The 25980-nt window shown below is 60.9% G+C and carries 14 protein-coding genes and 1 tRNA gene; 1 reads left to right on the forward strand and 14 read right to left on the reverse strand.

All coding sequences use genetic code 11. The annotated features are described in order from the left end of the window. Window positions 1-20: 20 nt before the first annotated feature. From AC6I6U_RS02575 to gabD, 3 genes are all read right to left on the reverse strand, one after another. Window positions 21-1232, reverse strand: coding sequence for an HDOD domain-containing protein (locus tag AC6I6U_RS02575; RefSeq protein WP_497880513.1), 1212 nt, complete (start codon window positions 1230-1232; stop codon window positions 21-23). Between the two features lie 134 nt (window positions 1233-1366). Beyond that, a complete protein-coding gene (gene gabT / locus AC6I6U_RS02580; protein ID WP_497880514.1) occupies window positions 1367-2647 on the reverse strand; it encodes a 4-aminobutyrate--2-oxoglutarate transaminase in 1281 nt (426 codons plus the stop codon). A gap of 175 nt (window positions 2648-2822) precedes the next feature. Further along, entirely contained in the window at window positions 2823-4265 is a 1443-nt protein-coding gene (gene gabD / locus AC6I6U_RS02585; protein ID WP_497880515.1) for an NADP-dependent succinate-semialdehyde dehydrogenase, read from the reverse strand. Window positions 4266-4757: 492 nt separating this feature from the next. On the opposite strand from gabD, the gene AC6I6U_RS02590 reads away from it, so the two are divergent. Further along, window positions 4758-4834, forward strand: a tRNA-Arg gene (locus AC6I6U_RS02590). A gap of 70 nt (window positions 4835-4904) precedes the next feature. Here AC6I6U_RS02590 and AC6I6U_RS02595 read toward each other — a convergent pair. The 11 genes from AC6I6U_RS02595 to AC6I6U_RS02645 form a co-directional block, all read right to left on the reverse strand. Next, entirely contained in the window at window positions 4905-5423 is a 519-nt protein-coding gene (locus AC6I6U_RS02595; protein ID WP_497882969.1) for a hypothetical protein, read from the reverse strand. Between the two features lie 141 nt (window positions 5424-5564). Next, window positions 5565-5909, reverse strand: coding sequence for a hypothetical protein (locus tag AC6I6U_RS02600; protein ID WP_497880516.1), 345 nt, complete (start codon window positions 5907-5909; stop codon window positions 5565-5567). Window positions 5910-5934: 25 nt separating this feature from the next. Continuing rightward, window positions 5935-6240, reverse strand: coding sequence for a hypothetical protein (locus AC6I6U_RS02605; RefSeq protein ID WP_497880517.1), 306 nt, complete (start codon window positions 6238-6240; stop codon window positions 5935-5937). A 10-nt stretch (window positions 6241-6250) separates the two neighbouring features. Beyond that, entirely contained in the window at window positions 6251-13717 is a 7467-nt protein-coding gene (locus AC6I6U_RS02610) for a two-partner secretion domain-containing protein (protein WP_497880518.1), read from the reverse strand. 24 nt (window positions 13718-13741) lie between these two features. Further along, window positions 13742-14263, reverse strand: a complete 522-nt coding sequence (locus AC6I6U_RS02615; protein WP_497880519.1) for a toxin-activating lysine-acyltransferase — start codon at window positions 14261-14263, stop codon at window positions 13742-13744. 10 nt (window positions 14264-14273) lie between these two features. Then, window positions 14274-15920, reverse strand: a complete 1647-nt coding sequence (locus AC6I6U_RS02620; RefSeq protein ID WP_497880520.1) for a ShlB/FhaC/HecB family hemolysin secretion/activation protein — start codon at window positions 15918-15920, stop codon at window positions 14274-14276. A 347-nt stretch (window positions 15921-16267) separates the two neighbouring features. Further along, window positions 16268-21466 (reverse strand): dermonecrotic toxin domain-containing protein, encoded by a 5199-nt coding sequence (locus AC6I6U_RS02625; protein WP_497880521.1) that lies wholly within the window; start codon window positions 21464-21466, stop codon window positions 16268-16270. A 136-nt stretch (window positions 21467-21602) separates the two neighbouring features. Next, window positions 21603-22682 carry a glycosyltransferase family 2 protein gene (locus tag AC6I6U_RS02630; protein WP_497880522.1) on the reverse strand — a complete coding sequence of 360 codons (1080 nt, stop codon included), beginning with the start codon at window positions 22680-22682 and terminating at the stop codon, window positions 21603-21605. Further along, entirely contained in the window at window positions 22672-23628 is a 957-nt protein-coding gene (locus AC6I6U_RS02635; RefSeq protein WP_497880523.1) for an NAD-dependent epimerase/dehydratase family protein, read from the reverse strand. The genes AC6I6U_RS02630 and AC6I6U_RS02635 overlap by 11 nt, the downstream gene beginning before the upstream one ends. Further along, window positions 23625-24491: an alpha-1,2-fucosyltransferase gene (locus AC6I6U_RS02640; protein WP_497880524.1), complete on the reverse strand. Its 867-nt coding sequence runs from the start codon at window positions 24489-24491 to the stop codon at window positions 23625-23627. The genes AC6I6U_RS02635 and AC6I6U_RS02640 overlap by 4 nt, the downstream gene beginning before the upstream one ends. A gap of 1 nt (window position 24492) precedes the next feature. Further along, window positions 24493-25953: a lipopolysaccharide biosynthesis protein gene (locus tag AC6I6U_RS02645; protein WP_497880525.1), complete on the reverse strand. Its 1461-nt coding sequence runs from the start codon at window positions 25951-25953 to the stop codon at window positions 24493-24495. Between the last annotated feature and the right edge of the window lie 27 nt (window positions 25954-25980).

A 25980-nucleotide genomic window follows, 5' to 3' on the forward strand; every position in this document is an offset into this window, starting at 1 on the left:
TTCTGTACCAGAGGGTCGTGTCAGTTCTTGCGCAGTCGGGCCAGGTCCGGCAAGCCGATCTTGAGCAGCCTGGCGGCCCGGCTCTTGGCCACCTCCTCCACGCCCTCATTGGGCGCCAGGCGTGCCAGTTGCGCGGCCAGGTTCATCGATAGCGCCTCACGGGAATACACCCCGCCGCCGAGCTGGTAGATCGCCGCAATCAGTTCCCGCAGTTCCAGTGGCAAACGCCAGCGGGTACGCAACGCGGAGCCATAACCGGCCCCCAGCGCAAACAGCGACTCGCCAATCTGCTCATCATCCAGCTCGCCCCCCGCCTGCTGCCACTCCTGCATGCAGCGCAACAGGGCCAGGTCGCCCAGGCGGTGCAGCAGGCCGGCGCAATAGCAACGCTCCTGGTCCAGTTCGAACAATCGCGCCAGGGTCCTGCCGTATTCGGCGGTATGCAGTGACAGCTCCCAGTAGCGCTCGGCGTAGTCGGCCAGCACGGCATCGCTGAGCTTGGCGCTGCGCTTGAGGCTCAGGCCAAGGATCAGATTCATGCTTTGCGCCGAGCCCAGGCGCTGCAGGGCCTGGGCCAGGGTCTGTACCGCACTGCCATGATGCTGCGCCGCGCTGTTGGCGGCGGCGATCAGCACCGCAGTGATCTGCGGGTCGGTGCTGATTTCCTGGGCCAGTTGCTTCAGGTCCAGGCCATTGGGGTTGAGGCTGCGCTTCACCGCGACCTGCACATCGGCCATCAGCGGTGCGCCGTCCGATTGTTCGCGACGTCGTTCGAGAAAGGTCTTGAGGTCCATGCCCGGCGCCAGGGCCGGCACCTCGCAGAACACGCTCTGCCCGGCATCGAGCAGCAGATCCTGCAGGCGCTGGGTCAGGCCTTCCACGTTCAGGGGCTTGGTCAGATAGGCAGTGGGTTGCAGCGGCAGGGCTTCGCGGACGCTGGCGATGTCACTGCGGGAACTGAGCAGGATGAACGGCAGCAGCGGCGAACGCTTTTTCTGGCGCATGTTGTACAGCAGGCTCAGGCCGTCGATGCCCGGCAGCTCACGGTCGGCGATCACCAGGTCGATGGGCTGCTCGGTGAGGTGCTGCAAGGCGTCCTGGCCGTCGGCGCAAAGGGTCAGCTGCGCGTCGCAGCGTACGGTCAGCAGTACCTGCTTCAACAAATCCCGCGCCCAAGGGTCCGCCTCGGCAATCAACACACGGGGTACAGCGGGCAAATCCAAAGCAGTCATCTTGCACTCTCCGAGGGCAGTCCTGACACATTAGTCAAAACCCACCCCCAGATACAACCGCCAGCCACTCCTGATGGGCCGTGAAACAAAAAAACCCGCCGAGGCGGGTCTTTTTGTCTAGCGTGTCACGAGACTCAGGCGAGTTCGGCGAAGCACTCTTCGATGATCGCCAGGCCCTTGTCCAGCTGCTCGTCTGGCGAGGTCAGCGGAACCAGCACGCGCAGGACGTTGCCGTAGGTGCCACAGGACAGCAGGATCAGGCCTTTGTCACGGGCCTTGGCGACGATCTGTGCCACGGCGGCCGCGTTCGGCTTGTGGCTGTCGCCGTCGTCGAACAGCTCGACCGCGATCATCGCGCCCAGGGCACGCACTTCACCGATCACCGGGTGCTTGGCCTGGATCTTCTTCAGGCCACTGACCAGGCGCTCGCCGACTGCCTTGCAGCGGTCCAGCAGGTGCTCTTCCTCGAACACTTCCATCACGGCCAGGGCTGCGGCGCAAGCGATCGGGCTACCGGCGTAGGTGCCGCCCAGGCCGCCAGGAGCGATGGCGTCCATGTATTCGGCCTTGCCGCACACACCAGCCAGCGGGAAGCCGCCAGCGATGGACTTGGCGAAGGTGGTCAGGTCAGGCGCGACGCCCATCTGTTCCATGGCGAAGAAGGTACCGGTACGACCGGCGCCAGTCTGCACTTCGTCGGCGATCAGCAGGATGCCGTGCTGGTCGCACAGCGCACGCAGGCGCTTCATGAACTCTTTCGGCGCGACGTAGAAACCGCCTTCGCCCTGCACCGGCTCGATGATGATTGCGGCGATGTCACGTGGCTCGGCATCGTTCTTGAAGATGCGCTCGATGCTGGCGATCGACTCGTCGATGCTCACGCCATGCAGTTCGTTCGGGTACAGCGCACGGAAGACGCCACCTGGCATCAGGCCCATGCCGGCCGAGTAAGGCACGACCTTGCCGGTCAGGCCCAGGGTCATCATGGTACGGCCGTGGTAGGCGCCGGTGAAGGCGATCACGCCGGCGCGGCCAGTGGCGGCACGGGCGATCTTCACGGCGTTCTCGACGGCTTCGGAACCGGTGGTGACCAGCAGGGTTTTCTTGGCGAAGTCGCCTGGAACGCGGGCGTTCACTTTCTCGCACAGTTCCACGTACGGCTCGTAGGCCAGGACCTGGAAGCAGGTGTGGGTCAGTTTGTTCAACTGCTCGGTCACCGCGGCGATGATTTTCGGATGCACGTGACCGGTGTTCAGTACGGCGATACCGCCAGCGAAGTCGATGAACTCGCGGCCTTCGACGTCAGTCACGGTGGCGTTCTTCGCCGACTCGGCGAAAATCGGGTGGATCTGGCCGACGCCGCGTGGAACGGCAGCCTGGCGGCGTTGCATCAGGGATTCGTTGGTCTTGCTCATATTGTCCTCATTCACCGCTCATCGGGCGGCGTGGTTCAAGGATGACGCGGCAGGGAGAGCACTGCGCCAGCATACGATGATCGACTGGCACAGGGTTCCGGCCACATTGAAGTGACGTTTGAAACGCGACAGGAACAGCGCTCTCGTGCCCCTGTCGCCGAAGCGTCCGACCGGGTCAGATGCCCAGGCAGAGGTATTTGATTTCCAGGTAGTCTTCGATGCCGTACTTGGAACCTTCCCGGCCCAGGCCCGAAGCCTTGATACCGCCAAACGGCGCGACTTCGTTGGAGATCAGCCCGGTGTTGACGCCGACCATGCCGTATTCCAGGGCCTCGGCCACGCGGAACACACGGCCCAGGTCACGGGCGTAGAAGTAGGAAGCCAGGCCGAACTCGGTGTCGTTGGACATCGCGATGACGTCGGCTTCGTCCTTGAAACGGAACAGCGGAGCCAGTGGGCCGAAGGTTTCTTCCTTGGCCACGGCAGCGTTGTTCGGCACATTGACCAGTACGGTCGGTTCGAAGAAGTTGCCTTCCATCGCGTTGCCGCCGGTCAGCACGGTGGCGCCTTTGCTCAGGGCGTCGGCGATGTGTTCCTTGACCTTGGCCACGGCCTTCTCGTCGATCAACGGACCTGTGGTGGTGCCCTCTTCCAGGCCGTTGCCGATCTTCAGCTTGGCGACCGCCGCCTTCAGCTTCTCGGCGAAGGCGTCGTAGACACCTTCCTGCACGTACAGGCGGTTGGCGCAGACGCAGGTCTGGCCGTTGTTGCGGTACTTGGAGATGATCGCGCCCTCGACGGCCTTGTCCAGGTCGGCGTCGTCGAACACGATGAACGGGGCGTTGCCGCCCAGCTCCAGGGAAACCTTCTTGATGTCCTGGGCACATTCGGCCATCAGCTGGCGACCGATTTCGGTCGAGCCGGTGAAGGACAGCTTGCGCACGATCGGGTTGCCGGTCAGCTCGCCGCCGACTTCGCCGGCGCTGCCGGTGACCACGCTGAATACGCCTTGCGGGATGCCGGCACGCTGGGCCAGCTCGGCCAGGGCCAGGGCCGAGAACGGGGTCTGCGAAGCGGGCTTGAGCACCATGGTGCAACCGGCGGCCAGGGCTGGGCCGGCCTTACGGGTGATCATCGCGGCCGGGAAGTTCCACGGGGTGATCGCGGCGGTCACGCCGATCGGCTGCTTGATCACGATCAGGCGCTTGTCGGGCTGGTGGCCAGGAATCACGTCACCGTAGACGCGCTTGGCTTCTTCGGCGAACCACTCGATGAAGGAAGCGGCGTAGGCGATTTCGCCCTTGGCTTCGGCCAGCGGCTTGCCCTGCTCCAGGGTCATCAGGCGCGCTAGGTCATCCTGGTTCTCGATCATCAGCTCGAACCAGCGACGCAGTTTGTTCGAACGCTCCTTGGCGGTCAGTGCACGCCAGGCCGGCAGGGCCTTGTCGGCGGCTTCGATGGCACGGCGGGTTTCGGCGGCGCCCATCTTCGGCACGGTACCCAGGATTTCGCCCGTGGCCGGGTTGTTGACCTTGATCGTCTGACCATTGTCCGCGTCGGCCCATGCCCCATTGATGAAGGCTTGCTGGCGGAACAACTGGGTATCTTTGAGCTGCATGTAGGCTTTCCTTAACAGCACCGCGCACGCGCGGAGCGAATTATTGATTGTAGAAAGGCGCCTTGGGGGCTGCCGTCAGGAAGTTCATTCACCGGGCCGAAGCACATAAATAGCGCACAGGAGATAGCCGTGCGGTTCAGCACCCAGACAGGAGCGTTTGAAATCTCAAACGAATCCTAGGATCAATGGGGTCAAAGGACAATAGTCTGTTCGAAAAAAAGAACGAGAATAGACCATTGCTGGGAAGTTTTCTGATCAGCGTCACCTCGGGCCTTGTGACGCCCCCTGCGGTGGCGACAACAGGGAAAAACGTTCGGCGAGTCCGCGCAGGAAAACGATAGATCAGTTGCGCCAGAGTGCCAGAAGGCGCTTCGGTCGGGCGCAAGGTGTAGCAAGCGGCAGGAAAATGCGCCACAGGGACGGCGTAAAGTCACCGACTGAAAAGCACCGTGGACGCCTAGGGCCGAGATAGGTATTATGTCGCCCGCACAAGCACTCGTAGCTCAGCTGGATAGAGTACTGCCCTCCGAAGGCAGGGGTCGTGGGTTCGAATCCCGCCGAGTGCGCCATCTTCAACAAAAATGCCCTGGATCATCGATCCGGGGCATTCTTGTTTTCAGGGCTCACTCAACCCTGCCTCTAGAAATTGTCCATTGCGTTGCACATCGAAGCCTTCGCCATCTGCGTCGCCTCGACGGCCTGCAAGCGTCCCTCACTGCCGTGCAATTCATTCAACTCAATCCGGCACTCTCCGGCCGTGCTTGTCCGCAGCAGATAATCCACGCCGGCACGGGGTACGAAACTGAGGGTGTTGAAGCACTGCCGGGAGTAGTGCTGTTGCGCCAGGTAATGAAACGCGATGGGTTTGCCAGCCGGGATCAGCAGCTCCGACGAGACGGCATCCGCCCAGCCTGGTGCCGCACCTGGCATGCCCAAGCGCTCGCCATTACGGTCGGTGAAGCCTGACTGCGCCGAAACCATCACCCCGGCGCCAGGGCTCGTCCAGTCCAGGCAGTTGCGCCCAGGCACCGCACGCACCATGCCGTCACTGACCACCCTTAGCCGGGCCGTTTCACCCGCCCGCGGCGAGGTATAGGCGGTCGAGAACGAACGGACATTGGACAACTGGCCACAACCGCCCAGCAGTAGCAGGAGCATGGCAGGAGCAACATGTAGAGCTTTCATGGGCAAGCGACTCGCTGAGTGCCTGTTCACGGCCAATTGCTCTCGGCTCGTACGGCGTAGGCGATGGCCGGGCGCGCTCTGAGCAAGTGAACAGGCTTGAGAAAGACAGGCCTGTCAGGGCTGACGGCAATTCTGGTTGACCGACAGATGCGGTGCCGGTTCGAAGTTCACGCGCTGCAAGCCATCGGCGCCCTGGAAGAGGAAATACTTGATGCGACAATCCCTGAACATCGGCGAGTAGCCCTCGGCCCTGAACCCCTCGCCCTTGACCTCCCTGGTCACGGTATTGTTGCGGCTCACCGTGGCGAGCACCTGCGAGTAGCTATCGCCCATCTTCACTCCCGGCTCGCCGGTGGTGGACATCGACGAGGCACAACCGCCAAGCCCCAGGGCGGCGAAAAGTGCGATCACGACCCGATGGTCATGTCGGGCCTGGTTGACGTTGTTCCTGCTGTTCATTGCACAGTCTCCATCCATAGAGTTTTTATCGACGACCTTCGCACACCGGTGATTCGCCGATACGGCCCGTCTTGCAAAGGTCCAGGTTGTCCCGCCGCGAGAAACCGGCGTCCTTCATGCAATAGAAGCGCGTGAGCACCACATCGATCGGAGCCCTGTCTCCCGCCCCGTCGACATTGCTATAGCCGCAGCCATGCATGGCGTCTATGACACCTTCGACAGACACGCCTTTCTTGCTCCAGTGTGTGAATTCCGGCGGTGGTGGTTGAAAAGGCCGACAGCCAACCAGCGCCAATGCGCCCAGGCCAAACAGCAGCTTACCCGTGAACATGAGTCCCCCCTCAAGGTTTGACTTTGACATAGCTGGGCTTGCCACCGGAGTTGCTCCAGTAGACAGCACACGCATCTCCCCCATTGCCGTAGCAGTTGTGGACGGTATTCTGGCCGCCGAACACCTTCAGGACTTCCCATACGACATTGCTGCCAGGTGGTATCGTGCCGCCAGTGCCGGGGTTGAGCCCCACGGGAATCCGGCCCACCGGATCGTAGTTGTGAATCTGGTATTGCAGCACCATCTTGTCGTTCTGGACCTCGGAGCTGTAATTGGCCCGATTCTGCAGGGTTCCCAGCAGTTGGTCGGCTTTCTGGACCCCATAGGCGGCACCGTAGAAATACATTCTCGTATCACTCAGAATGCCGATGTTCGACGGATCACGCATAAGCGACTCCATGGCGTTGCCGGTTGTCATCGTACCGCGGCTATGCCCATCGATAACCAAGCCGCTCTGCCCGAACTGGGCCATATAGTCCTTGGTTTGCTGGGTCGCGGTGGATAATCCCCAGAAGTCATTTTCAAACGATTTCTGATAGGCCGCGATCATCAGTTCGGAAGTGAAATTGTTGGCATCCTGGAAGTGGATCAGATACTGCGGCCCGGTCTTGGCACTGCTGTGCTGTTCGGCATATTTCGCGGCTCCATCGGCGTCGTTGAAAATACCATTGTTGGCAATGTGTACCTTGCCATCGGGTCCGGGCTGAAGGTGCTGTTTTTCCTCATCATTCAACTCGCGATACTGGACCTTGCCGTAGCTGTCGCGTTTTGTATTTCCATCAGCATCCTTCTCAATCTCATAGACCTTGATCTTTTCCACGAAAATCTTGCGGTAGGCCTCGTCGGCCAACAGCGCGACCTGGCGATACAGCTCACGCTTGATCTCCTGTTCGGCTTCGACCTTGCGGCCCATTTCCCCCACGTCCAACCGATCGACGGCAGCATGCGCCGCCTCGGTATTGCGGTTCAGGTTGGCAATCGCTTCGTCGACGGTCAGGCCGGTCAGCACGCGCTGGCGCTCGGCATCGGTGATCACCAGGGTGCCGGCACTGATGGCACTGAGGGTATCGCTGGACTTGGAGTCGGAATCCGAGGCGTTGTTGAGGCTGTTGGCAACCAACGCCTTGGTCGCCCCCAACTTGCCTTCGAGCATCCGGGTATCCAGGTCGACCCCCGAGGCCTTGGCGCTGGCCTCTGAGACGTTGTGAATGTCGGCAACAGTCAGGGTGCCCGTGGTCAGGCGATTGTTGCCGTCGGCGATGGCCTTGTCCGAACTGGCGATCAACCCGCCCTTGAGGTCGGTGTTGCCCTTGACCGTGATGTCGAAGCCGCCGTCGCCGGCACGGATTCCCGACTGTTCGATCACGCTGGCGAAGTTGGACTTCTGCTTGGTGTTGCTGGAGCTGAAGCTGGCGCTGGACATGCCGGCACAAATCGGCGGAATGCACAGGCTGATACCGGCGCCCATGCTTTTCTGCTCGGAGGCGAAGGTGCTGGTGTCCTGCAGACTCTCGATGTTCAGGTCGCCGCCAACGTCGGCCTTGACCGTGTTGGCGGACACCAGCGCGCCACGCACGTTGGTGTCCTTGCCGGAAACCAGGTTGAGCTGGTTGCCCGCCTCGACGTGGGTGTTGCTCCAGACCAGATCGTTGCCATCGGCATTGCCACGGCTACGGGACGCGGCGGCGTTGAAGCTGATGCCGTTTTGCGCCCCGCCAAAGGCGATGCCGATGCCGATGCTGGCATTGCTGCCCTTGTTGGTGCTGTGCTGCTCCATGGTGTTCTGCGCGCCGACCAGCAGGATATTGCCATCGGCCTTCAACAGGGCGTCATGCCCGGCGCTGACCTGGCTGCCCTGGACCGTCAGGTCGTTGCTGTAGTTGGCACCACTGGCAATGATCGACACATCATGCCCCGCCGTCACCGAGGAGCCTGCCGCAGTGCTGCCGTTCTGCTCGCTGTTGCTCTGGTTGCTGCTGGCCCCCAGCGAAATGCTGATGTTGATCCCGCCCATGGACGCCGGGTCCGCCATGACCTGGGTATGGGCGTCGTTGAGAGCAAATGCGGTACTCAGCGCCGCCAGGGTCTTCATGCGGTTGTCATCGGTACGGTCGGAGGCCTTCTTCATCCGCTGCGCGGTTTGCACGGCACTGACCACCGGGTTGGTGACCGTGACGGTCACGCCGGATTGCTTGAAGCGGTTCTCCTGTTGCTGCGAAGAGAGGTTGCGCGCTTCGAGAATATTGACCTCGGCGGCCTGGATCGACACGTCGCCCTTCGGCGCACTGACATGGCTACCCACCTGGCGGTACTGCCCGGCGGCATCGATCGATACATTGCCATCCGTGGCCCCGATGTTGCTGGCCGCCGCGGTGCTCTCCCGGTTGCGGTTGTCCCCTGTCTGTTGCTGGGAACCGATGGTGACGGCAATCGCACCGCCGCTGAACAGGCCACTGGTCTTCACATCCTTGAAATGTCGCTCGTTCAGTTCCTCGGTAGCGGCCTGGATCTTGATGTCGTTTCCGGCAGCCAGCAGCGTACCTGAGGTGGAAACCACGTTGCTGCCGGTGACGCTGATGTCGCGCCCGGCCTGGACCACCGTCTGTTCGCCACTGAGGGTGGAGCCCAGGGCCTGGGTCTGGCTGAGCGTATCGCGGGTGGTGGTGGTCTTGCTGGAGAACATGCCGTTGCTACCCTTGACCTTGTGCGCTTCATCGGCGCTATTGAAGCTTTCACCCGCCTCAAGGTTGATGTCGCGTACGGCGCTGGCCGTCACCACGCCTGCCGTGCTACTGACCTGGGCCGCCCGGGCATTCAGGTCGCGGCCCGCGCCCAGGCGGATATCGCCCGCGGCCTGGAGCGTGCTCCCTACTTCATTGCGCCCGGCTTCGGCTCGCCAGTTATCGGCGTTCCACTGGTTGGCCTGGGTGTAGGACTCACTGACGGTGCCCAGCGTGAGGTCGTTGCCCGCCACCAGGACGGTCTGCCCAGCGGCGCCATCGTTGATGACCTGTGCCCCTTTCAGATTGATATCGCGCCCGGCCGTCGCGATCAGGTTCGCTGCAGGTGCCGACACGTATAGCCCGGCCACTCGCGACAATGCGGTGCGGGCACCTTGGTCGCCCTGGCTGTCGCCGTTGCTGGACAGCACATTCAGATCGCGGCCCGCGCCGAGCGCCAGCCGGCTGTCGGCGCTGATCTGCCCACCGAGGTTGTTGATGTCCTGGCTGGCATTGAGCGCCACGTCGTTGCCATGAATCCGCCCGCCGAGGTTGTCGAGGGTCTGCGCACTGACCGTCACGCCGTCCCGTCCGGAAAGGCTCCCGGCGTTGACCAGGTCACCACGCACATCCAGGTTCAACTGCCGACCTGCCAATAGCGCACCGGCACCATCGAGGTCGCCCTCACGGACCCGCACATAGACCTGCGGCACCAGTACCTGGCGGACTTCACCACTGGCGAGGGTCACGTCCCTGGACACCAGCCAGACGATGTCGCTGGTCAGTTGGGCCATTTGCTCGGCCGTCAGGGCCACCCCGGGGATCAACTTCCATTGCTCGGCCAGGGTCACTGCGCTGTCGATCATGCCGCGATACTGTTCCTCGTCGCTGGCATAGCCGTCGACAAAGCGCTTCCCAGTGAGCTGCGCCACCTGCTCGCGAATCAGCTTCTGTTCATAGAACCCATCCCCCAGGCGTTGCTGGATGGCGGCTGGATCAAGGCTCAGGCGCTGCAGCATGTAGTCCGACGACAGCCACTGGCGATAACTGGCAAACCGGGGGTCGGTTTCCACCAGATAGCTGGCAGTGCTGTTGGGCTGGGTATGGAACAGGCTGTTATCGGGCAGGGTCGGATTGAATCCGCCGGTGCGAATCTGCTCCACCGCCCCGACGGCATCCTTCGCGGTCAGCGCCTGCACCTGGCTGATCGGCGTCATGCCTTGCTCTCCGCCTACAGCGGCGCCCGTGCCGGAGGTCCTGTCGGTGACATCAGCCAGGACCAGCGAGCCGATCCGGGTGCCACTGCCGTTGACGGCCGAGTGCTCGGTAAAGACCGTCGGTGTCAGGGAGATCTGCTGGATCAGCGGCGCTGGCGTATAGCGGGTGGTGGAGGTGCCTTGCCGGTCACGGCCCTTGCGCTGGATGCGATAGAAGTTGCTCAAGGTCCCGCTGTCGGTGGTGACCTGCTGCCCCGTCACTTCGGTATTGACCAGGCTGGTCACATTGGCCGTCAGGGCCTGCCCCGCGATGACCCGGCTCTTGTCATTGAGCAACTGTTCGGCATTGATGCGGATATTGCCGCCGGCCAACAACTGCCCGGGGTCAGAACTGGCAACCCGGGTTTCAGTGACCTGGCGAGTGAAGTCATAACGGTTCCAGTTGTCCTTGACCCCGTCCGGCGTGACCAGGTGCTGCACCTCGTCGTTGTAGATCGAAATCTGGCTGGTGTCGTAGCGATTGGGCGAGCCGGAGAGCTGGTACTCCCGAAGTTCCTCGCTGGAAACCACGGCCTGCTCGGTGACAAAGTGTTCATTGGTGTTGCGGATGATGCGGGCATCGAGCACCAGATCACCCAGGGCCTCGATGGTCGCACTGGCGTTGTTCACTTCCAGGGCCTGGCCGCTGGCCTGGTTGGAGGTATCCAGGGCGGCACCAATGGCCAGGTCGCCACTGCTGAAGATCAGCCCATGTTCACGATTGTTCAGGTACTGGCTGGCAATATCGAGCCGGTCCCGTGCGGCAATCGTCGCGGCAACGCCACCTTCGCCGGTGTTGTTGAGCGTCCCGGCCGTGATCGCCAGGTGGTCACCGTAGAGACGGCCAGTGCCCAGGTTGTTCAGGGTCGCGGCGCTCAAGCGGGTGGTCTGGGCGTCGACCAGGCCACGGTTGTCGAATTGATTGCTCGCATTCGCCTGCACCTGGAGGCCGCTGAGGCTGCCACTGGTGCGGTTATCGATATCGCCCGCGTCCACGCGCAGCAGGTTACCCGCCTGCAGGGTCCCCTCATTACTCAACCGGCCACTGGCCTGCACCGACAGGTCGCCGTTACTCTGGAACAGTCCGCTGTTGACGAAATCACCCGTCAATCGGAACGCCAGGTCGCCCAGGCTGAGGACCTTGCCCGTACCGCTGTAGTGGGCGCTGTCGAGAACCAATGACTGGCCGGCAATCAGCGTCCCCCCGGTGTTGCGCACAGCCTGGGTCTTATTGGACAGGTCGCGATCGGCGACGGTCAGCACACTGCCGGCGGAAACGATCCCCTGTTGGTTATCGAGTGTTCCGCTGCCACTCAGGCTCAGCGTCTCGTCGGCCACGATCGAGCCATTGCGATTGTCGACGCCGTCGGCCGCCACACTGAGCGAACGGCCCTTGAGGCCCTGGTTGGTGCCCTGGGTCGAGGTGTTGTCGACGCTGGTCGCAGTGATCGACAAACGACCGTCGGCCCGTAGCAGGCCGGCCTGGTTGCTCAACTGCCGGGCATCGACACTCAGGGTGCTGCCGCTACCGATAAAGCCCTGGTCGTTGAGCAGTTGTCCAGCACGCAGGGTGACCGTCTGCAGACCGATAATCCCGCCGTTGCTGCCTGCATTGCGATTGCTCAGCAGTTGCCCGTGGGTATCGAGCGACATCGTCGAGATAGCCTGCACGGTTCCGCCATCGTTGTTCAGTGCACCGCTGTCGAGCATCAGCGTGTCGCGGGCGTTGAGCATGCCCTGGCGGTTGTCCAGCAGTTGGTTGCGGGTATCGACAAGCAATTGGCTGGCAGTGACCACGCCAGCACCGTTGTCCAGGCCCAATGCCGAGATGTTCAAGGCCTTCGCCGCTTCGAGACGCCCGCCATGGTTATCCAGCACGCCACCGTCACTGGTGAGCAGCAGATCGCCTGCAACCGAACTCAGGGTGCCGCCGCGGTTATCCAGACGCCCCCCGACCACGACGCTCATGCCCGAGCTGCCGGTCTGCACCCATTCGCCACCGACGTTGGACAGATCCAGCGCCGTGATACCGATCCGGGCCGCCCCTACCCGCGCGGCATCGCTGAGCAGGCCCTGGCTGGCCGTCGCGGTCACGGCCTGGCTGGCGCTGACCCGGCTGCGACGCAGATCCAGATTGCCGGAAGTGCTGGTCAGGTTGATGTCTTGTGCAGAGGTCTGGCTGTCGCTCAGATCGACCGCGCCGGCCGTGGCACTCAAGGCCTGGGCCGCGAGGTTCTGTCCCTGGGCACTCAGGGTGCCACCCGCGGTGAGCGTCAGCGAACCGCTGCTGCCCAGCTTGCCTGTGCTGTCGACACCCGCGGCCAGGGCCGAGCCCGCATGACTGCGAATGGCCGAGCCCGCGCCCTTGGCGGCCAGGCGGGCATTGCCCTGGGCCGACACGATGCCACGGTTGTCGATGTCGCCATCGGTGCCCAACTCCAGGTCGCCCTTGGCAAAGAGCGTACCGCTGTTGTCGATGCCCTTGTCACCCTGCACCGCAATGCGCGCCTCACTGCTGATCTGCCCACGGTTCTCGATGCGGCCATCGGCACTGATGACCACGTCGCCGGCACTGGAACCGATCTGCCCGGCGTTGCGTACCCCGACCCCGGCACCATTGCCGACCAGAGTGATCTTGCCGGCATACATTCCGCCCAGTTGCGCCACGTCGATCGCCACCTCGGGGGCGTTCGGATCGCTGGCGGCTGGATCGGTCGAGGAGGTGCCGGCCTTGATGCTCAAATCCTTCGACCAGATACCGGCATTGACCTCGATCGTGCGGGCGATGATCTCGGTGTAGTCGGCCTGGCGCGCGTCCATTCCCGCACCATTGATGCTGACCTTGCCCCCGCCGAGCTGGTAGCCCCTGATCTGGCCATCCTGCAGTTTCGCCCGACCTGCTGCGAGTGTCGCGCGGTCGGCGTTGATGAAGCCGCATCCGTCGCAGGCGATTCCCGACGGGTTGGCAATCACTACCTGGGCCCTGGAGCCTGCGACCTCGACAAACCCACGCAACTGGCTGGGATTGCTCGAATTGACTTCGTTGAGAATCACCCGGGCAGTGCCATTGGCCAGCGCCCGGTTGCCTTCGACCCATCCACCCAGCTGGGTCTGGCTGTTGGTGGTGCCGTTGTTGAGAATCACCCCGCGGTGGTCGACATCAAATTGCTGGTAGGTGTTACGTGATACACCTGCGGCGCTTGGGGTGGTGATGTTCACCAGCGGCGTGCCATTGCCAGCAGCCCCGATCGTCGGACGCTGGCCTGCTGGCGCGGAGCCATCGGCTACTACCTGGGCCTGGGCCGGCAGCACCACGGTCACCCATCCCAGGCTGACCATCAACGCAAACCTCAGCGGCGTCAGCGTTACCACGCCGACATGGCCAGGGGTGACGGCCTTCGCCGTGCCGGGTGCCTTGCAGGCGCTCTTCACATTTTCCGCCACCACCATCAGCAGTCCGCGGGCCTTGTTGAAAATGATTCGGTACAGATGCTTGTTCATGCAGATCCCTTGCGTGATGACGGCTCAAGGCGTGTGGCGGGAAAGCGGGTGGGTGGCAAACCAGGCTTGCGCCTCCAGGTCGAGGATGGCGATTCCGTGGAAATTCATGATGCGCAGCCCGCGCTCATCGCCCCGGTGATACAGCGAGCGGGCAATCCGCGTGGCCCAGAGGTGGCGGCGCAACAGTCCCGTGACTTGCCGGGTATGACCGAACGGCGCAACCCAGTCGTTGATCCACAATCGATCACCGCTGTTCCAGTCCGCTTCCGGCAGGCATACCGCGGGCTCGCTCAGATAACGCGCCTCGGCTTCGGCACTGAGGTTCAGCCAGGACAGAAAGAACACGGGCTTGCCTGCCTCGCTGATCAAGATGAATTGCCGCAACTTGATGGCTGGCAGCAGCAACGCCGACAGGCTGTGCAAGGGCGCGTCACGGTGGTTCTGCGAATGCATCCACAACCAGACCGCCGAGCCCAGCACCTGTGCTTCGTCGATGGGACTGTCGGGATGTTCGGGGGCCAATACGTTCAATGAGCCGTAATGCATGGGGCCTCCTTCAAAAGGACCAGTTGGCACTGAAGCCACTGGTGATATCGGCGGTCTGGAAACCTCGGGGTTTTTCCAACGGAGTGCCGACGTACATGTCGTAGGAAAACTGCTTGTAGCCGCCCCGCACCCCGAGCACGGCACCGGCCAGCCGCCGACCCGGCAGGTACTGGGCCGAATGCCCGCCGACCTCGCCATAGTCCACGCCCAGGTACAGTTCCTGGCCGCTGCCGCCCAGGTTCAGGCCCACTTCGTTGCTCAAGGTCCAGCCGCGCTCGGCGGACAGCACCTGCTCGCCGTCGAAACCGCGTACGGTGTAGCGCCCCCCGATCAGGAAACGGTCCTGCGGCACCAGTGGCGTGCGGTTCCACTGCCCTCGCCAGCCGGCGATGTAGCGCAGGCGTTGCGAGGCCAGCGTGAACGGCACCTGCAACTGTGCGTTGGCCGAAATGACCTGCAGGCGCGAGGTGCCTTCGTTGCTGTCTTCCTCAGGCGCGCGCAGGGCATTTCTCGCCCCGGTGCCACGGCGATAGGCAAGCCCCAGGTCCAGGGTGTTGGCCGCGATGAACTCGCGATGGTTGACTGCCAACTGCCAACCGGCCATGCGGCGGCGCTGGACCTCGATCTCGGTGTCATCGATGTAGTTGCTGGAGGTGCGGCTCCAGCCGCCCAGGGACACACTGGTCTTGCGCACCGCATCGCGATACACCACTCGCGACAGCTGGACTTCGTCATTGCGGCTACGGCCCTGGTACAGATAGGTCTGGTTCACCCCGGCCACCGTCTGGTGGTAGTCGTATTCGCTGGAGGTCAGGCTCAGTTGCCAATAGTCATAGGGCACCGAATAGTGCAGGGTATGCCCCTTGGAACCGCGATCTCCGCTCTGGCCGCCGCCCAGATCATGGTTGAAGCTCACATAGAAGAGGTCATTGAGGGTCGCCAGGTTGTCCAGCGACAACGCCACACTGCCCTGGTACTTGCCGGTCTGCTTGCTCCCGGAGTCGTCGACCGACAGGCTTACCCGCACCGGCAGCGCCTGCTTCCAGGCAATCACCACATCGCTTTCTCCCGGTTGGGCATCCGTACCTTGTGCCGGGGTGATCTGGACGTCCGCTTCGGCGGTCGGTACCCGCTTGAAGTTTTCCAGTGCCTGCTCGATATCCCGCAGGTTGAGGATGTCTCCGGGGGACGCGGGCATGGCGTTCCAGCTGTTCGCTCGCGAGGACGTGCCCTCGGCAAAGCGGATGTGGCGGATCCGTCCAGGCACCAACACCAGCGACAGCGTACCCTGCTTCAGATCCTGGGCTGCGGCCAGGACGCGGGTGGTGATGAAACCGCGAGCGATGATCGCATTCTGGATGCGCTTCATCGTCAGGTTGATCCCACCGGCGCCTACGCAGCGCCCCAGCAGCGGGTCTTCCTTAGGATTGGCCGAACGCAGGGCCCACTGAAAGTGCTCGGCCTGGTCGCCACTCAAGACGACGTTGCGGATCGTGAAGCAAGGCGTTTCATTGCGCGGCAGGTGCAGATGATCCGCAGTATCTGGCAGGGGCTTGAGGCGAACGTCGGGCGAAGGCTCCAACTGCTCGCGCTGGGCGCGCTCACGCTGCTGTTGGCGCAGCAATTCCTGGCCGGGTACCGGGGGCTCTGCTGCCAAGGCTACCTGGCTGGCCAATACGCTGGTGACGACACAAAGCACACGGACGGCAAGCGAAGACGTGAATAGCCACCTGAAGGTAGATGGCCCCATCGCCATTGGAGCACTGAAAAACATTTCTCATCCTTTTGAATAAAACCTCCTGCAATCCGGCGCTCTGGCAGCATCAGGACGAGAAAGTGCAAAATGGATGCTTGAAAATGTGATGCGGCACACAGGGTGACGTGGAAAAAGCGCCTTCGTTCCGGGGTGGCCGCGGGCCGTCGCGCCCACGTTATCGTCAGGAGGTGCCCTGGACCGTCGGTCTTGGGCACCTCCGTTTTGGCGATACGCTCAGCGTCACTGCGCTAGGTCACCCGAATAAAAAACACCACGATCCGCTGCGAACCCGGCACCCGCTGCAAGCCCGCCACCAGCTTCACCAGTCGCCCCTCCGCGAGCGCCACCCGGGCCGGTTGCAGCAGCGCGCTGTGGCTGGTCGAACGCGAGTCGACCAGCAGGCGCAGCCAGTCATCCGTCAGTTGCAACGGCGCCCTTGGCGCGCTGAACAGCACCACCGAGTGGGCCTTGGTCCATTTGAGGTGGATGAAGTAGCGATGCTCGGAGTTCGGATGCACGCAATCCAGGTTGACCGATAGGTAGGAGCGGGCCTTGGGAATCTCGGTCACGACGAAACCGTGGCGCTGCAGGATGCCCTTGACCGCCCGCTCGGTATGCAGCGACAGGTCCTGGATACGGTGCCGTCCCTCGACATCGAAGAAGCGCGGACTGATCACATGGCCGGGCTCGAAGTCCAACCGGGAAAAGCCCACGCTGCCCGGTGTTCCGATACGAAACGGATGCCGAATGGGCCGGCCATCGAGTTCGCGAAACAACACATCCAGGTCCAGGCCACGGGTTTCCCAGGTTTCCAGCGTGCGCCTGAGCGCGACCATGCGGCTGGCGGTGGTGGCCGTCCCGGTGTCGGCCCGCTCGATCAGCCGATTGAGCGTGAGTATCCGACTGTCCACCGTCATGCCCTGGGTACTTGAGGCAAGCAGGCTCTCCGCCGTGGCCTCGAACAACGGCTCGCGCAGCGTCCACAGCCGGGTTTGTGGATCGAAGGTCGCCGGAAGCGGTTGCTGGTCCAGATGCGACCACCAGTGGTTGAAGTCGCTGAGGGTCAATTCGGCCAGCGGGCCTGGGCGGCGGAGGAAGACGATTTCGGGATCGATGTCGGCCCCCTGGGCCAGCAGTTCGAAATAACGACCCTCGAGTTTCAGCAGACGCACGTCGCTGCCCCGTTGCCGGTACAAGCCCTTTTCCGCCGACAATTCGATGACGTCGCTGTCCTCCAACACCAGGCCCCATGCCTGCCAGTGGGTGCGGGAGGTCGCCGGCCGGCGGCCCAGCCACTCCAACCGCGACACCGGAGCCGGCGCGAGCGGCGGCGCGACGGCCTGCTCCCAGGGCCGGTGATAGGCCGCACGGCTGGGTCCCGGTTGCGGCTCGGGCGCATCGGCACCCAGCAGGTACTCGCCCGGCTCGCGGATATGGAGGATCAGTTCATTCTCCTGGCCGGCCGCCTTCTTCAGGCGCAAGGCGCTCTCACCCTTGGGCCGATAGACCTCGTAGCGATTGTTGCCATCACTGATGAATTGCACGCCATTCCTCACCTGGCTGCCGGCATTCACCGGGCCGTGCAGGGTCACCGCGTCATCCCCGGCGATCGGCTTGGCATAGCCCTGGAGCATCGGTTCTGGCCGCATGGTTGCCTCGCGTTTTTTCAGTGCCAGCGCGCCCCTCTGGGAAAGTGTGCGCCGGCGACTGATGCTCCTCAGCACCGCCCGCGCCCCAGTGCCGCCGACCACCCGCCCCGGGCGGGCAGTCCAGCCTGCCGGGTAGAGAGTCAAGGCGATATCGGCCAGGGTCATGTGCGCCGCCTTGAACAGTTCGAAGGCATCCCGTGGATCACCGCTGCGATGAAACTGGCGCAATGCCCCGGCCGTCTCACGGACATTGACGCCGATACTGACCACCGGCACCACCGACAACATCTTCAGCCAGAAGGCGGTGCGCTGGTCCTGTTCATGCGCCTGGCGCTGCTGCGACAGTTGCCGGGTGGAGTTCGATACGCTCCTGGCCCGTTGCTGCGCACGCAGCACAAAGGCGTGGGCCAGGATCAGCGAGAGGTCCGAGCGCGCGCTCTTTTCCAGGCGCAACCATTGCCCGGGATTCTCTGCGATCTCCCGCAGGACTTCCTTTTCCAACGCTTCAGGGCCCGGCACGGATTGCTCCGGCTCGCTGGTCCACCAGCTTCGGACGACCTTGAACAGCCAGCCCGTTCTGACCGCCAGCAGCGGTTCGACCAGCGCAGGCACACTCGACGCCGAATAAGCCGCCGGTGGGCAATTCCTCTGCGGGAACGGCTCAAGGGGATATTCCTTGATAACCTCCGCAGCCCAACCCGCCGCCAACCGTTGCACGATGTCCTTCACCCGCTGCGGTGCCCGCTCGCGCTCGACCAGCGCCTGCTGCGCCGCCGCCAGGTCCGGGTACTCGGTCAGGGCCTGGGGAGCGCCGGGCAGGTAGAGCAGGGTCAGGCCGCCAACCCTGTCCTGGATCGCCATGGCATTGCCCACATGCCGGGCCCTGGCGAAAACCCTGCCGGCGAAGGTGACGAAGTACAATTCAAATGAAGGTTCATTGCGCCAGTCCGCAGGGCTCTGGTCGTTCATGACCCGCTCGAACAATTGCGTTGCCTGCTCGCCAAGCCCCTGTTGCCGGGCACTGAACAACTCCAGCCGGGCCCGATCCCGAACCAGCCGGTACAGCAGCGCCCGTTCGAACACCGGCAGCGCTTCACGGCGAGCGTCGTCGACGCCGTAGAAGGCTTGCTGGATCAGTGTGTCGTATTGCCCGCCCAGGTCCAGGCCGGAGATCGTCGAGATCAGGTAGTCGGGGGTCAGGCGTTGCTGCCAGGCGCCGTCCAGTATCCGCCCATACTGCAGCCGGCGTCGGGTTCCCGGGAGCTGCGGGTCGAGGTTTTCCAGGGCCAGTTGCAGGAAGCTGTAGGTGCGGCGCTGTTCGCTGACCACGGTCTTCGCCCCCGCCCCTCCTGTCGGCTCTTCGGGATGCGCGGCCCAGACCCGCTCAACGCTGTCGGGCAGATCGAACAATGGCCTATCGATGTCCAGCCCCGGATAGAGGCCGTCCTGTCGCAACTGCTCGATGATTTTTCCACGCGCGAAATTGTCCAGGTCCGGCAGGTACCGGGCCAGCCGAAGCTCCCAAGCCTGCACGCTTTGCTGATGGCGCCCCAGCAGCCGCGCATATTGCCGACGCGCCGCCAGCGCCGCACCCGCCAACCAGCCAGGTAACTCATCGACCTGCACCGCCGCGAGTTGCAGGGCGGCAATGTTAGCCAGTGCCTGTTCACGCGCATCGTGCCCACCAACCAGCAGCCCCTGTTCCAGTTCATGGGCCAGCATTTGCAGGGAACTGCGTTCGTCACCGATCTCCGAGAACGGTCGCAGGCCACCGTTGATCGCCCGGCAGATCCGCAGATGCTCCTCGATCTGTTGTTGCAGCCCATGCCGCCAGGCATCGGTGGCGATAGGGCGGTAGTGCACGGCAACCCGCCCGGTGGCTGGCAGTTGGCATAACCAGTTGCGCAACGCCCGGTGCCGATCGCGGGCAACCAGCGGCCAGAGGGTTGCGCATTCGGCAGCCAGCAAGGTGAAACCCAATCGCTGCGACAGGCTTTCAAGGCTGCTGAACATTTCCAGGCCGCCCAGTCGCCCCGGCACGAACAGCAAGGCAGCGACGTCCAGGCTGGGCTCGGCGAACGCCTGGCGGGTGCTGATGACACAGGCTCCCGTCAAGGTCCACGGCGAGTCCTCGGGGCCGATGGCGATACTGGCTACCTGGGTGTCACGGGCCGGGCGCGGCCCTGGCGGCGACGAGGCCGGCAGCACGTCAAGCAGACGCTGCAGTTCCGCCTGGCCGAGCAGCCCGAGCTGATGCTGCATCTGCGCCTCATGCAGCAAGGCCTGGCAACGCCCCTTGAGCAGCCGGTCGATCCGTTCGACACCCTGCCCGTCCTTGTCACGCCAGAAGCCAGGCCGGGAATAGTCGTCGCGGTCCTGAAGCAATGCCCGGACATGAGCCGCCTGCTTCAACCAGGGCCCATGATCGGCCAACAAGACTTCAGGCGTCGCTGCTGCGACCAGCGCCTGCGGTTGCTCCAGCCGCTTGAGCAGGCCCTGCTCCTGGCGCCGAACCTTGCTCTGCCGCAGGCGCTGGGGAATGTCGACGGCCAGGCTGCCAAAGGTGATTTCCAGCATTCGGTGCTGCTCATCACAACGCAGCAATCGCGCCAGCAGCGGCTTGATCGCCAGCAGATGGGTCAATGCGCGTCGCCCCTCCTGCATGGCCTCGACCGCCTGCAATGGCGTCAGGCGCTCGGCATCGACCAACCGTTCCGGCAGCATGTACGTCACATTGAGCCGCAACGCCGCAGCCCACTCATTGGCCATTTGGGTATCCAGCCAACCCAGCGCACTGTGGGCCAGGGCGTCCTCGACCAGGGTTGGGCAGGCCTGAAAGCCATAGGCGATGGCCACCTGGTCCGTAGGACCGAACAGCTGATGCCGCTCCTGCAACGGCAGCAGTTGCCAAGGCCGGTAGTTTCCCAGGGCATTGAGCTGCAGCGGTAGTTCGCGTTGCAGTTCGGCAAGGCTGGCGAATTCGAAGAACTCCTCGGCCACTCCTGGCAGGAAAACCACCTGCCGACCGTGTATGTCGTTGCTGGCACTCCACAAGTGCAAGGCGCCGCCCAGCGCCGGCGCACCGCGACCGACTCCCGGCCAGACCAGCCCGGACACCGCCAGTTGGGCCCAGCGCCCGCCAGCCCGCGCCCGTGCCTGGGCGGTCGGCGCATCGAGCAGGCTCATCAGCATTCCGGTTGCAGCGGACGACAACACACCGACACCGTGAGCCAACAGCACCTTGTCGTGAAACAGCAGCTTGTGCAGTTCGACCAGCCGATTACGGCGTGAGAGGTAGCTGCCATCGGCCGGCTGTTGCCAGTAGTCGTCCATGCTCGTAGCGATCCTTGACGCCAGGCCCAGTGCCTTCAGCCGTTGCAGGACCTGGCCGGGACTCGAGTCATGGGCGCCACTGAATGCCACGCCCGCCTCCAGCGGCAGGAAAGGATTACGCAACAGAGTCATGGCCAACTGCGCCAGGGTACGTTGTGCCTGGCCGCTGCCCAACGGTCCGGTAAACAGCATCCGCTGTGAGTCAGGCCCGAACGCTTCATCAAGTATCTGGCCGAGCAGCGCGCCGATTTGCGGCGCGCGCTCTACAAGTTTCCTCAGTTGACGCTGGTTATCCAGGCTACGCACCAGGGCGGCCTGGAGCCGATTGAGCGACAGGCTGGGATGCCGCGAGGCGGCCAGGTGCCTGAGCAGGCGCTCTTCGAAACGCTTGAGCAGTACGCTATCAGGCGCGGGTAATACGGTCTTCCTATCCGTGCTGGCGGGGTTCTGCTGGAGGCTCTCCATGAGCTTTCCCTCTTTCCATGAAAAAGGGAAAGCGTAAAGCGCCGCCTACCGGGTCGACGTGCTAAATAGTTAGCGCAGCCAGGTCAAAGAAAGATGCGCGCTCAGATTCGAGGTGGCTCTCACTGAATATCGTCGTTTAGCGGTAAAACAACGCAATCAGCCCATGCCTCAAACTGTTGAAAAGCCTTCCATCAGGCCGCACCCTGAACAGGCGAAGCAAGCGCAAGACCAACAATGTCCTGAATGACGCCTTTCCTGAATGGCCCTCACTCAACCTTTTCCATCGGGAAACGATATCGGGGCAATCAGCTGCGACCCGCAGGTAGATACGCAATGCATGACTGAGCACGATGGATTTCGCTTCACCCTCGCAGTTCTGCAAGACATTCAGCAAGGCAGTATCTATCGCATCGACGTCGACCTTCGCGCCAGGGCTGCGCACAGCGACTACCGAATGGATACAGGATTTGTCCTTGCCCCAGGACTCAAAAATATGCTCCCAATACCGCTGCTTTATTCCCTGGGACAAGAGCATCTGGCGGTTCGAGGCAGCGGTGGAAATTTGTGCGGCATGAACCCTGTACAGTAATAGCACCTCAGGAACGTTAGCCATCCTCCATCCCGCCATCGCCGCCCTGACCCAAAGATCATAGTCTTCGGCCTTGTCGCAGGCGGGGTCATAGCGGAGCTGTCTCGCCAGCTCCGCAGACATCATGACGGCTGGATGCGCGAATGGAGAACCAAAGAGCATTTCCATTCTTATCGCGGCCTCCGACTCCGGAAGCCTTACAGTACGCTGGTCAGAGGAGCCGAAGCGTTTCACCCAACTGCCGACAAGATCGGCCTGGAAATGGGCCAGGTAGTCGAGTTGCCTTTCAAAGCGGAAGGGCAACGCAATATCATCCTGGTCCATCCTCGCAACCCATTTACCTTCTGCGAGGTCAAGAGCCTTATTGAGGGTGCTGGTCAACCCCTGGTTTTCCTGAGTGAAGGCCCTGACCCTCGAGTCCTTCCGCTCATACTTCCTGAGCATGTCCAGTGAACCATCACTGGAGCCATCGTCTATAACGATGAGTTCAAAATCCGTAACTGATTGAGCCAGTATGGAGTCGATAGCTTCAGCAAGAAAAGCCCCCCCGTTGTAAACAGGAAGAATCACAGAGATCAACGGCTTTTCCTTGCCACCCGAGGCGTCTGCCTGAACGCTAGAATTCATTTCTACGGCTCCACAACCAGTCACGCGTGGCAACAAGACCGTCAAGAAGACTGGTCTTTGCCTGCCAGCCGGTGTCTCGTGTCAGTTTTGCGCTATCAAGCACATTGCTCTTCACGTCAAAAACACGTTCAGCCTGATGCTCAACATTGATCTCGCACTCAAGCTGCCGCATCAAGGGTCGGATATGATTGACAATATCCATGTTGGTCGAGCCCATGGAGGAACCCAGGTTATAGCACTCCGAGACCTTGCCGAACTCAAGCGCACTGACTATGCCCGAGGCAACATCGGAGATATACAAATAGTCCCGGACAGCGCCGGTCTCACCAAACACCTTTATTGGCAACCCTTTGATTGCTGATGCAATTGCAGTGGAAATGAAGCCTTGGCCAATGAACGGCCTTTGTCCCACACCGTAGGCATTGGCAGGGCGAACGCAAACGAACTGCAAGCCATGTGTCTTGGCATACAGGTAGGCGTAGTTTTCCAAGGTCAGTTTTGTCACGCCATAGGGTGAGATCGGATTGGCGGGATGTCCTTCCATGATCGGAACTGACCGTGCCTCTCCGTATACGGTTCCCCCTGATGAAATCAGCACCAGCTTGATGGAACGCCTTGCAGCCTCGGTAAAGAGCTGCACGGTCGGTGGCAGATTCTGCAGGAGGTCCGCCAGGGGATTTTCGAAGGATGTATTCGGAACCGTCGCATACGCCAGGTGTATGACCTCCTGATGAGCATCGAGCAGATCGCAGATCACCGCCTGCTGGCCAAAGTCACCGGACACATAGGTAGCATGCTCTGGAAGCGCGAATCGTGGCTGGTCACTTCTCCCGAGTACGGTGACTCGCCGGCCCGTGGCGAGAAGCTGAGGAACGAGATAAGCTCCGATATAGCCCCCGCCGCCTATCACTAGCGTGTGTTTTCCGGAAGCATTCCGAGTATTCATAGAACCGTCCACTCGGCAGGAATCAGATCCTTGGTGTCAGTGCCATTAGTGAACCACTGTTTAGGGGCGATCACTATTTTTTCAGGGGTGGGGTTCAGCCAGGCGCCCCACCAGCTAAATGAGCTGTTGGCAATGATGTTATGGCTACAGTAGCTCATCAAGCGCATGTCATTATAACTTTCCGCCCCCTTATTGTGCGACACATAATAATGCTCAGCATCAATTTTCAGATTTACTTTCACCCATTCAATATCATCAGAAAAAATAAAAAATACTGGTGACACAGATCTTTCTAAAATAGCCGAAACAGCCTTATTATAATACTCAACAGTACAGGCGGCATAGATACCATTACCGACATAGTCTCCTCGCCGAACATGAATACTCACCGAGTTAGTCTGCGAGATCTTATCCGCAAAGAAAATATTCTCTTCAGACATTTCAACAGCAAACGAGAAATCTTCACGAATGATTTTGGAAAATTTTCTGAAATAACGCTCAGTCTGCCAGTATCCAGACAGGTAGCAATCGCGAGGAAGCGACTCTACCCCATCCCAATACTCAAAGCACGGCTCAATCACAAAGCTTTTTTTCCGTGCCCAAGAAAACTGCTCTCGCCTCAACAAACGGTTGATGAAAGAAACTTGTTGCCAACCAAGAACACTTTCAACATCAGCTTTCTGGCTGAAACCGCTCTTAACGTCGAATACTCTTTTCAATTCAAAGCCCTGATGTAGCACATAGCTATCAAACGCTGAAATGTCGAGAAGTAAACTTGACTCAAACTCAAGCGACAGCGAACGGGACATTGCATACTGAAACATCTGATTGCCCAGACCACCAACGATTTTTGAAATAACCATATTATTTATTCCTTAGCTTGACACTGAGCAATCTCAGTGCTGCAGGATTATTCCATGAGACCAAAAATATCTGAGAAATGGCCAGAACAGAAAGAGCCAATAAAACAAAAATTGTAAACGCGAATGTCAGCGAACTCGAAGACGGCATAAACCCGGAAAAACCAACCATGCAGAAAAATGCAAAAATCGCAAAAAGGCATCTACCCACATGCAATTTAAAATTAACCTTCTTGTACATTACCACAATCATTGTACAAAGCATTGTTACAGAGCCGATTATTAGTGCAATACCCACCCATTCAAACTCAAATCCGCAGGCCCCAAAAGTGATTATGCATAAAAACATACTTAATGCACCTAAAGCATACGGGAGCGTCAGAGTTTTGGTCTCTCGTTTCGCATGAGCAATGTTGCTAAGCACATTACCAAGCACCCGACAAAGTTCAACTATAGCACCAATAACAACAAATCTTCCTGCATCTTCATACGAGGAGCTGACCAAGAGCTTTACCAGATATGGTGCTGCCAGGATTGTCACGCCAGCCAAAATTATATATATCGGCCCCAGTGTATTCAAAAGATCGGATGTGGCCAGTCTCAGCTCCGGAGCACTGGAGCAATCGCTGATTCGACGAAAAAAAAACGGATAGAGAAGTTGAGTGGACAGAGACTCTATCAGCGCCCAAACCTGCCCACTTAACTGCATACCCACTGCAAAAAGCCCGAGCTGCGCAAGTCCCCAGTAGTATTCTATAGCAAATCGGTATCCACTAAGCTGTATCCACATGAACCCCGTAGCGATGGCCAAGGGCAGACAGTAGTTTTTTATGGTTGTGCTATCAATTATCGGTAAATAAGAATTCTCAAGCAGGGTTTTACCAAGCTGCTTCCTAAAATAGAACTGTGCCCCTATCCCGCCTACAAGCATCCCAACTGCTTGTCCCGCATACCATGAAATCGCTGATGGGGAGTAGCTTACGAAACAAACCGCCATAACCAGACTGACCAGAGCCGTAATAATCGACCAGGCAACGGAAGCAGATCTAAAACCCAACATGTTAAGCAATGGTATGAGCATCGTATTCCATGTTGTTGTAGCTACAACCATGAAAACAACACCCATTAAAAGCATACCCTCACTAATTGAGCCAGGGCTTCTCAATATTAAAGAAAGCAGACCACCCAATAGCGATGCTACAAGCACGTAACGGTTGTAAGATTTCAACCGGCGAGTCAGCGTTCCGTCATCCCACCACTGATGAGTGTGTAGACTTAGATGCTGGGTCAGTGGATTCATCATCAAAAGACCACATAACATCTGTATGGTGACCAATATGGCAAGCTCGCCATACTGGCCCGGAGAAAGGAAAGATGTCACCATGCGGATGGAAACTAGAGTGAGTAATACTGTAGCAACCCGCCCCACGCCTATCAACAACACATCATTTTTTAGTGTTGACATCATATTCTATCGCGCTGCGATCTCCCT

It is taken from the genome of Pseudomonas sp. UTLPPB19802 (genome assembly GCF_059730225.1).

Coding starts and splice junctions, on each gene's coding strand:
- AC6I6U_RS02625 (WP_497880521.1), bottom strand. CDS start 21,466: ATGGAGAGCCTCCAGCAGAACCCCGCCAGCACGGATAGGAAGACCGTA.
- AC6I6U_RS02615 (WP_497880519.1), bottom strand. CDS start 14,263: ATGCATTACGGCTCATTGAACGTATTGGCCCCCGAACATCCCGACAGT.
- AC6I6U_RS02595 (WP_497882969.1), bottom strand. CDS start 5,423: ATGCTCCTGCTACTGCTGGGCGGTTGTGGCCAGTTGTCCAATGTCCGT.
- AC6I6U_RS02605 (WP_497880517.1), bottom strand. CDS start 6,240: ATGTTCACGGGTAAGCTGCTGTTTGGCCTGGGCGCATTGGCGCTGGTT.
- AC6I6U_RS02635 (WP_497880523.1), bottom strand. CDS start 23,628: ATGAATACTCGGAATGCTTCCGGAAAACACACGCTAGTGATAGGCGGC.
- AC6I6U_RS02645 (WP_497880525.1), bottom strand. CDS start 25,953: ATGTCAACACTAAAAAATGATGTGTTGTTGATAGGCGTGGGGCGGGTT.
- AC6I6U_RS02600 (WP_497880516.1), bottom strand. CDS start 5,909: ATGAACAGCAGGAACAACGTCAACCAGGCCCGACATGACCATCGGGTC.
- AC6I6U_RS02640 (WP_497880524.1), bottom strand. CDS start 24,491: ATGGTTATTTCAAAAATCGTTGGTGGTCTGGGCAATCAGATGTTTCAG.
- AC6I6U_RS02630 (WP_497880522.1), bottom strand. CDS start 22,682: ATGAATTCTAGCGTTCAGGCAGACGCCTCGGGTGGCAAGGAAAAGCCG.
- gabT (WP_497880514.1), bottom strand. CDS start 2,647: ATGAGCAAGACCAACGAATCCCTGATGCAACGCCGCCAGGCTGCCGTT.
- AC6I6U_RS02610 (WP_497880518.1), bottom strand. CDS start 13,717: ATGAACAAGCATCTGTACCGAATCATTTTCAACAAGGCCCGCGGACTG.
- gabD (WP_497880515.1), bottom strand. CDS start 4,265: ATGCAGCTCAAAGATACCCAGTTGTTCCGCCAGCAAGCCTTCATCAAT.
- AC6I6U_RS02575 (WP_497880513.1), bottom strand. CDS start 1,232: ATGACTGCTTTGGATTTGCCCGCTGTACCCCGTGTGTTGATTGCCGAG.